At 49.1% G+C, this 15,763-nt stretch carries 14 protein-coding genes; 6 read left to right on the top strand and 8 right to left on the bottom strand.

All coding sequences use genetic code 11. The features are described 5' to 3' along the window. Window positions 1–552 precede the first annotated feature (552 nt). From ABWW03_RS15855 to ABWW03_RS15835, 5 genes are all read left to right on the top strand, one after another. Complete coding sequence (locus ABWW03_RS15855) at window positions 553–1,326, top strand: flagellar brake protein (RefSeq protein ID WP_353409867.1); 774 nt, start codon at window positions 553–555, stop codon at window positions 1,324–1,326. Between the two features lie 222 nt (window positions 1,327–1,548). After that, entirely contained in the window at window positions 1,549–2,217 is a 669-nt protein-coding gene (locus ABWW03_RS15850; protein WP_353409865.1) for a hypothetical protein, read from the top strand. 32 nt (window positions 2,218–2,249) lie between these two features. Beyond that, window positions 2,250–3,572, top strand: coding sequence for a porin (locus tag ABWW03_RS15845; protein ID WP_353409863.1), 1,323 nt, complete (start codon window positions 2,250–2,252; stop codon window positions 3,570–3,572). A gap of 22 nt (window positions 3,573–3,594) precedes the next feature. Further along, window positions 3,595–3,774 carry a hypothetical protein gene (locus tag ABWW03_RS15840; RefSeq protein ID WP_353409861.1) on the top strand — a complete coding sequence of 60 codons (180 nt, stop codon included), beginning with the start codon at window positions 3,595–3,597 and terminating at the stop codon, window positions 3,772–3,774. Beyond that, the gene (locus tag ABWW03_RS15835) at window positions 3,771–5,999 is read left to right on the top strand and encodes an EAL domain-containing protein (protein ID WP_353409859.1); all 2,229 of its coding nucleotides are present in this window, start codon (window positions 3,771–3,773) and stop codon (window positions 5,997–5,999) included. The genes ABWW03_RS15840 and ABWW03_RS15835 overlap by 4 nt, the downstream gene beginning before the upstream one ends. Window positions 6,000–6,030: 31 nt before the next feature. On the opposite strand, the gene ABWW03_RS15830 is transcribed toward ABWW03_RS15835, so the two are convergent. Together ABWW03_RS15830 and ABWW03_RS15825 are read right to left on the bottom strand one after the other, a co-directional pair. Then, complete coding sequence (locus tag ABWW03_RS15830; RefSeq protein ID WP_353409857.1) at window positions 6,031–6,249, bottom strand: hypothetical protein; 219 nt, start codon at window positions 6,247–6,249, stop codon at window positions 6,031–6,033. A 162-nt stretch (window positions 6,250–6,411) separates the two neighbouring features. Further along, window positions 6,412–7,203: a DUF547 domain-containing protein gene (locus tag ABWW03_RS15825; RefSeq protein ID WP_353409855.1), complete on the bottom strand. Its 792-nt coding sequence runs from the start codon at window positions 7,201–7,203 to the stop codon at window positions 6,412–6,414. 199 nt (window positions 7,204–7,402) lie between these two features. Here ABWW03_RS15825 and bioA point away from each other — a divergent pair, with 199 nt between their 5' ends. Beyond that, a complete protein-coding gene (gene bioA, locus ABWW03_RS15820) occupies window positions 7,403–8,725 on the top strand; it encodes an adenosylmethionine--8-amino-7-oxononanoate transaminase (RefSeq protein WP_353409853.1) in 1,323 nt (440 codons plus the stop codon). A gap of 127 nt (window positions 8,726–8,852) precedes the next feature. On the opposite strand, the gene ABWW03_RS15815 is transcribed toward bioA, so the two are convergent. The 6 genes from ABWW03_RS15815 to ABWW03_RS15790 all read right to left on the bottom strand — a co-directional run bounded on the left by ABWW03_RS15815 (window position 8,853) and on the right by ABWW03_RS15790 (window position 15,763). After that, window positions 8,853–9,881 carry a tryptophan--tRNA ligase gene (locus ABWW03_RS15815; protein ID WP_353409851.1) on the bottom strand — a complete coding sequence of 343 codons (1,029 nt, stop codon included), beginning with the start codon at window positions 9,879–9,881 and terminating at the stop codon, window positions 8,853–8,855. An 84-nt stretch (window positions 9,882–9,965) separates the two neighbouring features. Beyond that, window positions 9,966–11,144: a tRNA-queuosine alpha-mannosyltransferase domain-containing protein gene (locus tag ABWW03_RS15810; RefSeq protein WP_353409849.1), complete on the bottom strand. Its 1,179-nt coding sequence runs from the start codon at window positions 11,142–11,144 to the stop codon at window positions 9,966–9,968. Window positions 11,145–11,170: 26 nt separating this feature from the next. After that, entirely contained in the window at window positions 11,171–12,229 is a 1,059-nt protein-coding gene (locus ABWW03_RS15805; protein ID WP_353409847.1) for a cyclic nucleotide-binding domain-containing protein, read from the bottom strand. Between the two features lie 181 nt (window positions 12,230–12,410). Next, entirely contained in the window at window positions 12,411–13,712 is a 1,302-nt protein-coding gene (locus tag ABWW03_RS15800; RefSeq protein ID WP_353409845.1) for a M18 family aminopeptidase, read from the bottom strand. 260 nt (window positions 13,713–13,972) lie between these two features. Then, window positions 13,973–14,845: an NAD(P)-dependent oxidoreductase gene (locus ABWW03_RS15795; RefSeq protein WP_353409843.1), complete on the bottom strand. Its 873-nt coding sequence runs from the start codon at window positions 14,843–14,845 to the stop codon at window positions 13,973–13,975. A gap of 123 nt (window positions 14,846–14,968) precedes the next feature. Next, window positions 14,969–15,763 carry an undecaprenyl-diphosphate phosphatase gene (locus ABWW03_RS15790; protein WP_353409841.1) on the bottom strand — a complete coding sequence of 265 codons (795 nt, stop codon included), beginning with the start codon at window positions 15,761–15,763 and terminating at the stop codon, window positions 14,969–14,971.

The following is a 15,763-nucleotide window of genomic DNA, read 5'->3' as shown; positions in this document are numbered from 1 at the left end:
CACAATACCTTGGCGCGCTAATAACTTTGGCCTATCAAGCAATGATTGTTATAGCAACAATCATTTTATAGCCAAAATGTGACACACACCACAAAGTAGCAGTCCACTTGTCAGCCATATAAGCCAAACATGCCTTTTTATTAAGCTTTTAGTGCCAGATGGTTCTATAAAGGCCCCAATTCTATCTGGGAAAACATGAATGGAATAAGAATTCCGTCCTCTATTGGCAAAAAACCATGGAAAACCGGCCTGAAATCCCCTTTTCTGGATGAATCAGGCTTTAAATTCCGCACAGACCGAAGAATCTAAGGTTATACCTTTCTCAACCCGCCCATAGGTACTTATCGATAAGACAAGCGGCAAAGAATTTCCTGTGGCAGTGACCGTCTACCACTCCTATCGCTCAAAAACGACACAATTGGGTCTCTTGCGGCCCATTCACGTTCATATCGTGAGCAATTTTGCCTGGCACGGCCTTTGCAGTGTGCATGTCACGAGAAAGCGGATTCCCTCGAATGCGTTCATAACATCAGTGCACGATAAGGATTCACGATGACCTTGTGGCAAAAAATGTTTGGCAAAAAGCCTGAAATTGAAGCTCGCAGTATGCCCGGCTTTTTTAAGGAGATGGCCCAAGACGCTTCGCAACCTCATCCTGAGGTCTTGAGGCAACTGCGCCTCTGGCAAAAGCAAAGGCAATTGATTGAAGTTAAAAGTGTTCGCCAGGGTGATTACCAGCAAAGTCTGATCTTGTCGGTAGACGCCAGCAGCGGCAGCTTTGATATCGATGAACTCTTTCCAAGTCAGTATCACGGCCAAATTCGCGCCGGAGATGCTTTGCATATCCGACTTCATCAGGGAGGCCAGGTTCAGGAAATGGAGTGCCAGGTTCTGTGCTACCACCACCACACCGCCATGCCCTACTACAGTCTTCAAATACCTGATCGAATTGACTCAGGACAGCGCCGCAAACAACCCCGCATTGTTATCGATGAAGATTTTCCGATTGCAGCAAGTCTTCAAACGCCGGTCGGACAAAAGTTGTTTGGCAGTGTGGAAAATTTATCCAGTGGTGGTGTGCGCTTACGCTTCGCGGGAAACCAACTGAAAGATCTTTATCCCGGGGCAGTATTACCTATGTGCGACTTAGCCTTTCCTGGCGGATTCAACATTCGCTGCCGCGCGAAACTCAAAGGCATCCAATTTCTTCGTCAGCCAAGACGCCACACCAGCATCAGTTTGAGTTTTCTGGATTTGGCATCAGCACAACGACAACAAATTGAAGGGTTAATCGAAGCCATTGGGCAACGCTGTGAAGCCGCTTGAATACACACGACATCAGCAAGGTTATTTGCCGTTTTAGAGCAAAGCGCGCATCACATGAGCGCTTCATTTATCACAAAACTATCCCATTACAGGGTGGTTATAGATATTTAATTTTTCGAACTTGCGCAGTATGGAAAACAAACTAAGCTTTAAAAACAATGCCGCGTCAAGCGACCATAATTCACAATCAAATTCGTCTATTTTTGCACCTAGAGGTGGTTTGTGTTTCGTACTCCAGGGCTTGTCATTTTCGCTCTTTGTTTTTCAATTACATGCCGGGTTTCCGCACTCGACATTCGTCTCGAACATCAGGGAAACATTCAAACTGCGCCGGGTGCAGTAGTGTGGCTAGAAGCAAACTTTCCACTCCCAGAGTCAGCTCCCGTCACAGCTTCAGAGGCACAAAACGCCAAGGTCATTGAGCAACGAAACCGACAATTTGATCCGTATATCAGTATCGTTCGGCTCGGCAGCGACATTCATTTCCCCAACCGGGATAACACCGCACATCACGTATATTCATTTTCCAAACCCCTGAGCTTTGAACTGCCGCTCTATAAAAAACGAACGCCTGCTCCCATCAAAGTGGAAAACCCGGGACTTATCGCTTTGGGCTGTAATATCCACGATTGGATGATCGCCTACCTTGTCGTCGTCGACACTCCTTTTTTTGGGCAAATTGAAAAAGACTTCGTGAGCTTTAAAGGTATTCCACACGGTCCGTATCAGATCAACGTCTGGCACCCGGACATTAACAATGGCCAAGCATTGATTACCGCGCTGGATTATCAAGGGCAAGCCACATATCGCATTACTGTACCTCAAAAAGTCACCCCCAAAGCCCAGGTGAAAGCGCCTCAAGAGCGCTTGGATGAAGATGAGGACTATTAAGCGTAAGTCAATCTAAAGACCAGAAGCCCTTTATGCGAGATGTGAAGACATTAAATAAATACGCCCCTGGAATGCCAAGCAAGGTCATACGCCATGCCATGACATTTGCACTCGCCACTTGTCCGTCAATCGCACTGTCACAATCTCAGGGGCAATCTCTGGGACAACAAACTGACTGGTTACAAAGAATCAGCAGCAAAGCTTACCTCGATTTCCGTTTGCAGCATTTTGAAGGTAACAACAGTTGGTTGGATGCAGGTACAGGACATTCGCGTTTTGATCATGATCACAATGGCCGTCCACTTCTTGCCGATGCCGCCGCAGAGATAAAAGTGGATCTAAAACCCGGCAGTCAATTGGTCACTCAAATCCATGCCTACCCGGAACAAACCTCCGGCATAGAAGTTACTGAGTTGTACTGGCAATATCGTCCACTGCGGAAGGGGAAGGTGCGCAGCCGCTGGCGGCTGGGTATGTTCTATCCCAAAATGTCGATCGAAAACCGTGGAAGCGTTTGGAGTTCGATTTACGGACTTAACTATTCTGCGATTAACACTTGGTTTGCTGAAGAACTCCGGACTGTGGGATTGGAAGGAAACTGGCGCTGGGTTATTGCGAGCCCGACAGCACACACACATCATAAGCTCAACGCCAGTATCAATTTAGCCCTGTTTGCTTTCAATGATCCCACGGGGGCCATACTGTCATGGAAAGGATGGTCTAATCACGACCGTCAAAGTGGTTGGGACAGTTCTTTACCGTTTTATCCCGCTCCAGGGGTCGCCGCTGCAGAAAACCCACAGGCCAAACGCTATCAACCCTTTCGGGAAATCGACGACCGCCCTGGCTTCTATGCCTCATTTGGGCTGTCGCGGCGTAAGCAGTTCAAAGCGGAGGTCTACTACTACGACAACCAAGCCGAAGACACCGCCTTCCACAACGGCCAATACGCTTGGCGCACTCGCTTTTGGCACCTTGGTGCCCATTATTTTTTGCAGTCTGATATAGAACTCTACGGCCAATACATGAGCGGCGACACCAGTATGGGGCGGGGTTTTGTGCTCAATGACCTCGAGTCTGCCTATATCGGCCTGTCCAAATCTTCAGGGCCCCATCGCCTCAGTGTACGGTTCGAAAGAGCCACAGTGGAAGATAGGGACACGACTCCAATGGATAACAACAATGAATCAGGCAATAGTTTCAATATCAACTACAGTTATTATTTAGCGCCGCATTGGAAATTCAGCGCCGAATATCAGCAACGTCGCTCCCGACAACATCGACGCCACTACCGTGGCGAACGCCGATACGCCAAGGAAGACCAATTGAGTTTCAGTGCCCGTTACTATTTTTAGGGCAAACCTACAGTGAATTACCATGAAACTACACAGTCGAATATTCGCCTTATTGACCACCATCCTGTTAGGGCTGGGTCTCTCCAGCATGCTCTTCCTCTATCAATCGGCCAGTCAAAAGGTCGAACAAGACGCTTCCGACAAGCTTCTGGTGGCTCAAAAAACTTTTTTGATGTACTCGATAACCAACATCATTTATTGAATACCAGCGTCGAAACCGTGGTGAAAGACTGGGGCCTTAGGCAATCTATCGGTCAACGCGACTACAGCACCCTGGAAAGCGTATTGCAAAACCACAGTAATCGCGTGGGCGCTGATGTCGCTCTTTTTGTCGACAATGAGGGAGTGCTGGCAGTCAGTACCATTCGTCAGGACAAGCAACTGCCGCAACAGATTCTGGAACTGGTCAACCGCAGCCAGCAAATCACTTTTCAAACCATCACCCAGATCAACCAACGTCACTATCAACTGGTATTGACCGAGGTCAAAGCCCCCATTCGGGTCGGCTGGCTCGGCATGGGTTTTGAGATTGACGATCAGATGGCAAATCGCTACAGCGAAATCAGCGGTGTGAATATCAGCTTTGTCCTGCCCCACAGCCACAGTTTGCAATTTATTGCCAGCAGCCTGCCGGAAGAACGCATGAAAAGCATGCCGCCCACGCCTCCGGCCTTAGCAGATAAGCCCTGGGTGATCACCCAAGGAGAGTGGGAAGATCTCGCTCTGTATCGTCCTTTTGATGAACACTCACAAAGCGGTTTGGCTATTTTATTTCAGCAATCGTTGAATGAGCCCCGAGAAAAGTTCAGCCAGTGGTGGCTTAGCCTGCTCTCAATTTTTGGTTTAATTTCCTTACTGGCTCTAGTTTTTGGCTATGTTTTTTCAAGAGGCATCAGCAAACCCCTGAATCAACTTTTGCACGTTATCGATGATGTATCCAAAGGTGACTATAACACCCCTATTCGCATTCATCGTCGCGATGAAATCGGCCGATTGGCGAAGGCATTTTCACGCATGCAACGAGCGGTATCGGAACGTGAGGAACACATTACTTACCAAGCCAGCCATGACAGCTTAACCGGCTTGTTGAATCGCAAAGGATTGATTGAACGCATTGACCATACCATCAACCATCTGGACAGCAGCCAGGAAGTTGCGGTGCTGGCAAACTTCCGCCTCAATCACTTTCAAGATATCGTTGATGCGCTGGGTTACTCCTGGGGCGATAAACTGATTCATTTGGTTACCGAACGATTGAGCACAAAACTGGAAGATCACAAACTGGCACACTTGAATTTGGATGAATTTATCTTGTTGGGTAAAACCAATGACATCATGGGTGCTCGTGAAATCAATGAACAAATTCATCAAGCCCTGAAAGATCCGTTTTGTGTCAGCGGCATTGAACTGAGCCTAAAAATTTCGGTTGGCATTGTGATTTACCCGTTCAGCGCCCTGGATGCTGAGGGTTTATTACGCCGTGCCGGTGTCGCCTTAAACGAGGCCTGCAGCAGTCAAAAAGCCACCGTCACCTACGATCCTAAACACGACGAATACAGTCTTCGCAAACTGACCTTAATGGCCGAGCTGCCCAAAGCCATCATAGAAAATCAGGTGTGTTTACACTACCAACCGAAGATACGCCATCACCAGGGCAAAACCCAAGTCGAAGGCGTGGAATGCTTGGTACGTTGGCAGCACCCTGAGCTGGGTTTCGTACCTCCAGATGATTTTATCGGTCTCGCGGAAAAGACTGGTTATATCGTTGAACTGACACGTTGGGTGTTGGCCAAAGCATTGGAGCAATGCCAACGCTGGCGGGCACAAGGTTACGATCTCGCCGTCGCGGTCAATATCTCTGCACTCGATCTGGCCCAAAAGGATTTCGACAAAGAAGTCGCCTTTTTGCTGCAAAATGCTGAATTGCCCACCAGCGCATTGATTGTAGAAGTAACCGAGAGTGCCGCTGTCGAAAACCCTGAAAGCGCCATTGCCCAATTGAGTCACTTAAAAGACCAAGGCATCAAATTGTCTATTGATGATTACGGTACAGGCTATTCATCCCTTGCACAGCTTAAGCAATTGCCCGTACATGAATTAAAAATTGACAAAAGTTTTGTACAGGATTTAGCACAGGATGAAGAGGACAGAACCATTGTCCGCTCAACCATCGAGCTTGCCCATAATATTGGATTGTCGGTCGTCGCCGAGGGGGTAGAAGACGAGGCAGCCTTACAGCAGTTAATTGCCTGGGGTTGCAACTATATGCAAGGCTATTTCATCGCAAAGCCACTGGACGAAGCGGCGATAGGAAAATGGTTGCAACGTTGCGCCTACCCAGTTAAAACCCTTCGCTCAGCAGATCGCGATGAGTCGCTCAAACCTGGCAAGGTTAAACCCTTGCCGTTTCGTTCAAGCGCAGAGTAACTCTATAACGTGGTGAGCAAACTGGCCGTGTTTACTTGCTGTCTTCCAGCAATGCGTCACGTTCACGTTGATACTCATCGTAGCTTTGCTGGTATTGCTCCATGCAGCGATCCTGCATCGGGGGCGGCTCTTTCTCACAGGCTTTACGACCATTCTCCTGCGACATCTCATAAACATCCTGTTGAGTGCAGGCCGCCAGGATTGCGGCCAAGCTCAGCAGGCCAAACATTCTCAAGGGAACGATTTTCATTGTGTCTCTTCCTCGGAATCAACGCCTTATTTTAAACAACCCTAAACAAGTACAGATTGTTGATTCATAAGAGACCACAACGCTAGCCAAAGGTTCGTCAAATTGGCTAGGATAGCCTTAAAGCCAACCTCATAAGTAAGCAATTCGACCTTCTCGGAAGGTTTACTTTCCTTCAGTGCTGACGTGAACATTGAGATCCCAATCATAATCATAACTGAAACTTTCAACAGGTTTCTCAATCAGGCCCTGGCCCTGAAAATAACGCCAGAGTTGCTTCTTCTCGGGCGCAAAGTCCTGCCAATACCAATTGAAGATACTGGATAAACGATAACTCTCACCAGATACAGAAAAGGCTCTGGACGAGCTAAGAAACTCACGTTTCGCACGCTCCAATTGCTCATCCAGGCTCTCCGCGCGATACACCTCTTTCGCCAGATTGGGGCAACCTATGCTGGCGCAATTCAAGGCAAAGTGAAAGCGGGCATCCTTCCAAATTGGGCGCAAGATTCGATGCTCAATATCATTCAGGGAAAGTTTTTTTCCAGCAACCACTAAAATTTTGTCTTCCCAGGGGCCCGCATTAAACAAACTTTTGAAACTCAAGCGGATATCTTTAATAGAGTCCAGCGGGTAATGATCCAAGACCAAATTAACCACCGCTATATTGTAAGTATTGATCCAAAATGCCTGCTGCTCAGCTTCAGACCATTCTCGGGGATCCAGCTCAGCCAGAGCGTTCAAATGCCTTTGCAAAGTTTGTTTGTCCTCTTTACTCACGTCACCATACGCCACGCGATTCACGCCTTGCGCATCCGGACTGACATAGGTGTCCAGAAACGCCTGCCAATCCGCCACAGAGAGGGGTTTGTCACTCGTCTGCTTGATCTCCTGAGGTTGCCAAAAGGGCCAAAGTTCGGCTTTTGGCGCCGCCAACACCCCAGGTATGTGACACATTAACGTCACCACCACGAGGCATTTGGATAAAGTCATGGAACTGAACATACTACGCATAGAAGAACCTGAAATACTGGTTTCAAAGAGGGAGAAAAAGCTCTCAATTACTGCACGTCAGTTTGCCATGGCATATGGAGGGGGGATACTCTAGAATAGTTAACCAATTTATAACATTTGGTTAACAGAGTTATTCTCCAGTATGAAATCCGTGATTTCCAATCCCTCTAGTGGACAGAACCACCTATCTCACCTCCAGCAAATTGATCAGGAACACATCTGGCACCCCTACAGCCAGGTCGCCGACAGCAACAGCTCCCCCCTGCCTCTTGTGGCACGCGCCGAAGGGGTTCATTTGGAACTGGCAACGGGCGAGCGGATCATCGACGGAATGTCATCCTGGTGGTGCATGTTGCACGGTTACAACCATCCCGTTTTGAATCAGGCAGCCAAAGAGCAGATTGATAAAATGGCCCATGTGATGTTTGGCGGCCTCACTCACCAACCGGCTATTGAGTTGGCTCACTTACTGGTGGAGCTAACCCCTAAGGGGCTGGATAAGGTGTTCTTCGCCGACTCGGGTTCTGTCAGCGTGGAAGTGGCCATCAAAATGGCTCTCCAATACTGGCATTCCCAAGGGCACGCTGAAAAACATCGCCTGTTAACGATTAAAAACGGCTATCACGGCGATACGTTTGGGGCGATGGCGACCTGTGATCCAGTCAATGGCATGCACCATTTATTCAGCGCCAATTTACCAAAGCACCATTTTCTGGAAGCACCACCGGCTGGATTTGAATCAGAGCCCTGCCCTGAATACTTGGCCCGAGCGAGAAATTTTATCGCGACTCATCACAGCGAAATAGCCGCCTTTATTTTGGAGCCTATCGTGCAAGGCGCTGGTGGTATGCGTGTCTATTCACCGGGCTATTTGAAAGCGTTTAAAGCTCTGTGCGAAGAGTTTAATATCCTGCTGATCGCCGATGAAATTGCCACGGGCTTTGGCCGTACTGGAAAGCTGTTTGCCTGTGAGCACGCCGATATCAGCCCGGACATATTGTGTTTGGGCAAAGCCTTGAGCGGCGGCTACATGACTCTGGCGGCCACGCTGTGTACTTCCAAAGTAGCCAATGGTATTTGCGAGGGGGAAGCCGGAGTATTTATGCATGGCCCCACTTTTATGGCAAACCCTTTAGCCTGCGCAACGGCACTGGCCAGCACCCGCCTTTTGATTGAACAAGACTGGGTGAGCCGTATCCGATTGATTGAAGAGCAGCTCAAATCAGGTTTGGCTCCATTGAAACACGCAGAAACTGTGGCAGATGTTCGAGTGATTGGCGCAATTGCCGCGGTCGAAATGAAGGACGATGTTGAAAAAGAAGCTCTGCAAAAAGCCTTGATTCAGCGTGGTGTGTGGCTGCGCCCCTTTGGAAAGCTGGTGTACACTATGCCGCCGTTTATCAGTACCGAAGAGGATATACAGGTACTGTGTAAAGCCATGGTGGACACCTTATCCGCCCTTTGAACTCACGCAATTCCCAACTAAAATGCAGAGTACGCGCTGTGAGTCAGGCAAGAAATACCGGACTGACATTCTGCCATTCGACAACCGCAAGACCCGCTGCCGTCGAATGGTAATAGTTTCATCAAGCTTAACCCAGCTTACGAATGCCTACCGCGCTGCGAGCTTTGTCGAGTAACGGCTCGCTGTAACTGCGTGCTTTTTCGGCCCCAGCTTGCAACACATCTTCGATGTAAGATGGATTGGCCAGAAGCTCGTTGTAGCGCTCTCGAGGTTCTGCCAGTTCATTATTGATCAGTTCAAACAGTTCTTTTTTGGCTTCGCCCCAAGCGATACCGTCCGCAAACGCCTGGCGCATATCAGCTTGCTGCTGTTCGTTAGCAAACGCTTTCCAGATCTGGAATACCGTGGAAGTATCCGGGTCTTTTGGTTCACCGGGCTCAAGCAAGTTGGTTTTGATTTTGTTAATGTGTTTGCGCAGCTGTTTTTCGCCCAAAAACAGAGGGATGGTATTGCCGTAGCTTTTACTCATTTTACGGCCGTCCAGGCCTTGCAGCACAGCAACATCATCATCGACCACGTACTCGGGCAACGTAAACAGCGGTTTCTTTTTGCTGGCAAACAAATGATTAAATCGCTGGCCCATATCTCGGGCCATTTCCACATGTTGAATTTGATCTTTACCAACAGGTACTTTATTGGCATTGAAGATCAAAATATCCGCCGCCATTAACACCGGGTAACTGAACAGTCCCATGGTGATACCGAAATCCGGGTCCTCGCCAGCCTCGCCATTTTGATCAACGGCGGCTTTGTATGCATGGGCACGATTCATCAAGCCCTTGGCGCACACACAATTAAGCATCCAGCAGAGTTCAGCGATCTGGGGGATATCGGACTGGCGATAAAACACCACTTCTTCCGGGTTCAAACCAAGCGCCAACCAGCTTGCAGCAATTTCTCGGGTCGATTGAGCAACCAGATCCGGGTCCTGACATTTAATCAAGGCGTGAAAATCCGCCAGGAAGTAAAAAGACAAATTGTCCTGATTGCGACTGGCTTCGATAGCCGGTCGGATGGCGCCAACATAGTTACCAATATGGGGCGTTCCCGAAGTCGTAATACCGGTGAGAATACGTTGTTTTTCTTTGCTGCTCATGCTTGGTCCAAATTTTTTCAAGGGCAGCCATTGCTGCCGGGCGCCGCTATGATACAGGGCTTGGACGATGGAGCAAAGCGAGCCTTAGACGGGCTTCTTACGCAAGGAATGAAAGGTACGCTGATAGTCCGGTCCCAATGCAGACCAATCAAAGTCGACCCGACTAACCACTTCCGGCAGCTTGCCCTGCTGGATCTTGTGAGCGGCGAGTTTGCAAATCTCGGCGGCCAACCCCTCTGCCTCATGTGCAATCGTCGAGGAGGGATAACAGAGCGATTCATCAAACCATTCCGGGTAAACGAGCCGTTTGGGGAGCAATGGATAGCAGCCCTCCGCCTGGGCCTCCAGTATCGCTAAGCCTTGGAAATCGTGTTCCGCGGTGGACAGCACCACATCAGCTGAATGCATATGAGATTGATAGCTGTGCACGCAGGGCTCGTAACCCCAAGCTTCGAGGGCCATCGGGCTATCACTGGCCGTAAGAATGCGCTGAATTTGAGCAAATTCCTCAGGCACATTGCGAAAACTCTGACCAAGAATTAACCAGCGTATATCGGGGCGTTCCTGTTCAGGCAGGGACTTGAGTTGACGATCCAGACGTTCAATTGCCGCCAACAAGCGTTCCGGCCCCTTGTCATACTCCCAGCGGTGATTCCAAAGAATGCGCAACGCTTTTTCATGTCGGCGTACCTGAGCTGAATTTGGCACTTTTGAAACATAAGGGCTAATAGGCACCGGCAGCACTCGCGCGCGCTCACTAAGCTGCTCCATTAATCCTTTGGGGACATGATCCGGCATCGCCTTTAACAAAGCACGAGCGCCGGCCATGAAGCTGTCCAAGTTGAACTGGCTGTTGAAAAGAATACTATCGGCACACAGCGCGCTGTAAATACTCGTTAACTGGGGTTCAACAGGGCTATGCTGGCGAGTGCTTTGAGGATAGGCAAATTGATTTTCATGGAAATAAAGTACCGTAGGCAACCGGGCCAATTCGGGTACAAAACCTCGCAATGCCGACAGATCGACCATGGACGTGGCCAATAAAAATTCATAGTCCTGCGTGAGTATATCTCGTTGTTTAAACGCCCACGACAGGCTGTTTCCGCGCTGCCTCCAGCTGAAATAACGTGGGGGTAAACTCAATTCCGTCCATTGCCAGTCGGGTAAGCCCTGGCAGAGTTGTCGACGCCAATAGCGATGACTCTGGGCATCATACGCAGAAAGCAAAAGTGCACGGGGGTAATTATCAGTTGCCTGGGTCATTGCCAATAGCGAATCTCAGCAAACACCTAGAGCTCGACTTCCTGAACATCACTGCTGCGCAATAACAGCACATCCAAACCGGCTTGTACCATGAGCTGCACAGCCACTTCAGAGCGGCGCCCTCCATAATCACTGACCACATACAATACGTCTTTAGACATTTCAGCGAGCTTGGGGCGTAAATAAGAAAGCGGAATATTGACGGAGCCCGACAATTGCTGTTGTTTGAATTCGATGGGCAAACGCACATCGATGAGTCGAATAGAACGGCCAGACTGTTGCAACTTAAAAAATTCAGTGACCGATACATAATTAACCAGAGGCCGGTGCAAGAGCTCCGCAAAGCTTTCTTTACCCAGGCACATCAGTTCTCCGTCGCTGCTCATTTCCACCGTTGCATTGCGCGCCGTATCACCGATCAACGCTTCTTCTCCGAAGTAGTCACCGGTGCCTAAATTGGCTTTGCAATAGCCCGCCGAATCGAGAACTTGAGCGGTTCCCGATTTGATTACGTAAAAGTAATCGCCCTTGGTTCCGACCACGACAACTTTTTCACCCTTACTGACATTACGAGGAATAAATCGTTGAAACAAGGCTTGAATATTGCCAGGAGGAATTCGGGAAAAAAGTGGTGCAGCCAATAAAACACTCATCCAGTCGGTACTGAGCTGCTCTTCAATAATTGGATCGGTATCAAACTCATCTGTAGGATCAATTCCAGCGCCATCGAGCAAACTGGATTCGCTCCATACCATCACCAAATCCAGAAAATCACGCTCGATGACTAAAGCCGTGACGTCGGTTTTTGCAAATGCCGTTACCCTTGCCGGCTGGGTATTGCACAACGGATGGCGTGCCTGGGGACTGGTGTGGTTAACACTGATTCGGGATAGATCAGCGGCGAGTAAATCAACGCCACCTTTGAGTAAATAGAAGGTTTCCGAGAGTTTTTTGCCGCGCTGGAACAGCACATCGCCTTTTTTAAACTCGCGAACACTGATCCGCTCAATAGCACTTTCCAGAAAGTCGCTGGACAGGCTGTCAAAAGGAGAGAACAGTTGTAATATTTCTTTATTTATTGTCATTACTGAGCCGCACACCCATAACCGGGAAGACATCAAGATCATGCCTATTCCCAGCAATATTGTTATATAAATTCTTATATACGATAACAGCAGTTTTTGCCATTTCGACCCTTCCCTGGTGAGGTCAGCATTCAATAATTTCGACTGATATTACAGATTCCCTGTCATCCAGAACTTCAGGTTATACCCTTTGTTTCGCCAAAAATCTATTAAAAATCCGATACATGGTGTAACAGTCTTCACTACCGGCCGTTTCCCGAATAGAGTGCATACCAAAGGTCGGCACCCCGACATCGACAGTTCGAACACCGATCTCAGTGGCCGTAATCGGTCCGATGGTACTGCCACAGCCCATGTCCGCTCGGGTCACAAAGGTTTGTACCGGTAACTCTTCGGCGAGCAACTTAAACAAACCCGACGTCTCGCTGTTACTGGCATAACGTTGATTGGCATTAATTTTAATCACCGGTCCCGCATTGAGCTTAGGACCATGATTGCCATCGTGTTTATTTGGGAAGTTCGGGTGAATCCCATGGGCATTATCCGCAGAGATCATCACACTGCGATTGATCAGCTGTTCACGTGGGGTAATCTCAGGCCAAATGCGCTCTAAAAAGCTGGCCAACATTGGTCCCTGGGCACCGCAAGCCGAAGCACTGCCCACCTCTTCATGATCGTTACAGACCAACAGACAACTCTGCTCCCCATCCGCGTCCAGCAAGGATTCCAAACCAATGAAGCAACTCAAAAGGTTATCCAATCGTGCGCTGACCAAAAAGTCACCATTGAGGCCGAGCTGGCCGGCGCCCTGACAGTCATAACAACTGATCTCAAAATCCAGAATCTGATTGATATCCAGCTCCGGCTGCTGGGCCAGAAGTTCTTCGCGCAACAAATGTTGGAAATCCATCGGTTCGTCACTCAGGCCTAACACCGGCGGCATATCGGTTTGAGGGTTGACGCTGCGTTTATCGTTAACACCTCGATCCAGATGAATCGCTAAGCTGGGAATAGTCGCCACAGGACGTTTGAAATCGATCAACGCGGATTGCAATTGCTGATTCGCATCACTGTAGCTTACCCGCCCTGCCAGAGACAGGTCTCGATCAAACCAAGGATTGAGTAAGACGCCACCGTAGATCTCTACACCCAGCTGTGCGTAACCCTGTTGGTGAAGATCCGGCTGCGGTTTTACTTTAAGGCAAGGGCTGTCTGTGTGCGCACCCAACATGCGCAGGCCGTGTTCAACAGGATCACTCTTACCGAAAACAAAGGCAATGATCGAAGAATCGTTCCGACAGACATAATATTTGTTCCCTGGGGACAACTGCCAGGCATCCGCTTCATTCAGTGCTTGAAAACCAGCCGCATCCAGGCGTTTAGCCATGGCCTGTACGGCATGAAACGGTGTTACGGATTCATCGAGAAATTCTATACAGCGCTGCAAAAACTGATTCGCAGCCGCTTGATCGTTGGCAGTCATACATCCCCTTAACTATTAAACTCACAGCGAAATCACCGGTGCGCGTATCTTAGCAGTTTTAAGGCCAAAGCTCAGCTTGATCAACGGCCTTGAAGCAGGACATTCAACACTCCTGAACATCCAAAGTATCGGCAGGGGCGTCTGCTTTTCTGATGTTGAACGCCAAGGAAGAAGCGTTCTTGAAAAGGAGACTCTGTCAAGAAGGCTGCGGTATGCTGGAACAGCCTTCGGGTGGCAGTTAACAATGTCTTAAAGGCGCCTCAGTCGCGTTTCAAGCGAGCCAGCAAAGATGAGGTATCCCATCGCCCGCCCCCCATCATCTGAACATCGTTATAAAATTGATCAACGGTCGCAGTGACGGGCAGCGACGCATTGATTCGGGAGGCTTCCTGCAATACGACAGCCAGATCTTTGCGCATCCAGTCCACCGCAAAACCATGATTGTAATCACCGGCCAGCATCGTGCGATAGCGATTTTCCATCTGCCAGGATTGCGCAGCACCTTTGGAAATCACATCCACCACTTGATGCGCGTCTAAACCTGCTTTCTCTGCAAAGTTCAAGCCCTCTGCCAAACCTTGCACCAGGCCCGCAATACAAATCTGATTCACCATTTTGCACAGTTGCCCCGCACCACTTGGCCCTAGTAAACGGCAGGAACGAGCATAGTGATCAATCACCGGATTCACATGATTAAAAACCGTTACATCACCACCAGCCATGACCGTAAGGCAAGCATTTTCAGCACCCGCTTGACCGCCTGAAACGGGAGCATCCAGAAAATGCAGCTTGAGGCGTTTCGCTTCTTGATTCAGTTCACGGGCCACTTCAGCCGATGCTGTCGTATGGTCAACCAGTACCGCATCGACTTTCATACCGGCAAAGGCACCATCATCACCGAGGCAAACCTCGCGGATATCATTGTCATCACCTACACAGGTAAATACGATCTCAGCACCTTCGGCAGCCTCTCTAGGCGTCAGCGCCATCTCACCGCCAAATTCGGCTTTCCAACGTTCAGCTTTCTCTGTGCTGCGATTGTACACGGTCACCGGGCAACCCGCTTTTTGAAGATGACCCGCCATGGGATACCCCATAACACCCAATCCGATAAATGCGACTTTTTGATGCATACTATTCTCCAGCCATCAATCTGGTAAGTGTGATTCGCTAATCAAACGAACCATCAAATGAATACGTGTTTATTGACATAATAGACCAGCCTTCTCATTTCGCCTCGTTTGCCGCCTAATCGACTAAACAAACAGAGCAAACAGAATCGCCGCTAAAACAATTCGATATAAAACAAAGGGGAGCATTCCCATGCGTTCTATCACCGCCATAAACCAGTACACGCATGCGTACGCCGACAATGCAGAAACCAATACACCGATAGCAATTAAATCCCACTGTGGGGCCGATTGAGAAACCAACTCCAGGCCCTTGTAGCCGCCACTCAGTACAATAATGGGTATCGACATGAGAAAAGAAAAACGGGCAGCAGCATCTCTCTGAAAGCCCAATAGCAATGCCGCCGTCATGGTGATCCCTGAACGCGACGTGCCGGGGATTAATGCAATCGCTTGAGCACAGCCAATAATAAACGCGGCCCACAAGGTCATTTTTATCAGAGATTTTTCACGTGTACCTAACTTGTCGGCCACCGCCAGCAACAGACCAAAGCACAAGGTCGTTGTCGCAATCACCAGCGGAGAACGCAATTCGCGCTCAATAAAATCATTAAAAGCCAAAGCAGCTAAGCCGGCCGGCACAGTGGCCACAAACAAAAACAGAAGCGTTTGGCTTTCCGAATTCCACTGCCGATTCTGCAAGCTCTCGATAGAACCGGAAGCAATCGCCCCAATATCCTTGCGAAAAAACCATACGATGGCTAGGAGTGAGCCCACATGTACGGCAACATCAAACGCCAAGCCTTGATCAGGCCAGCCAAACAAGGCCGACGGTAAAATCAGATGCCCTGAACTCGAGATGGGCAGAAACTCGGTGAGTCCCTGCAACAAGGCTAAAATAATCGCCTGTAGACTATCCAT

This window comes from Pseudoteredinibacter isoporae, from assembly GCF_040372805.1.
GTDB lineage: Bacteria > Pseudomonadota > Gammaproteobacteria > Pseudomonadales > Cellvibrionaceae > Pseudoteredinibacter > Pseudoteredinibacter isoporae_A.
Note: the sequence above shows the minus strand (reverse complement) of the source record. Positions and strands in the feature narration are given on the sequence as shown.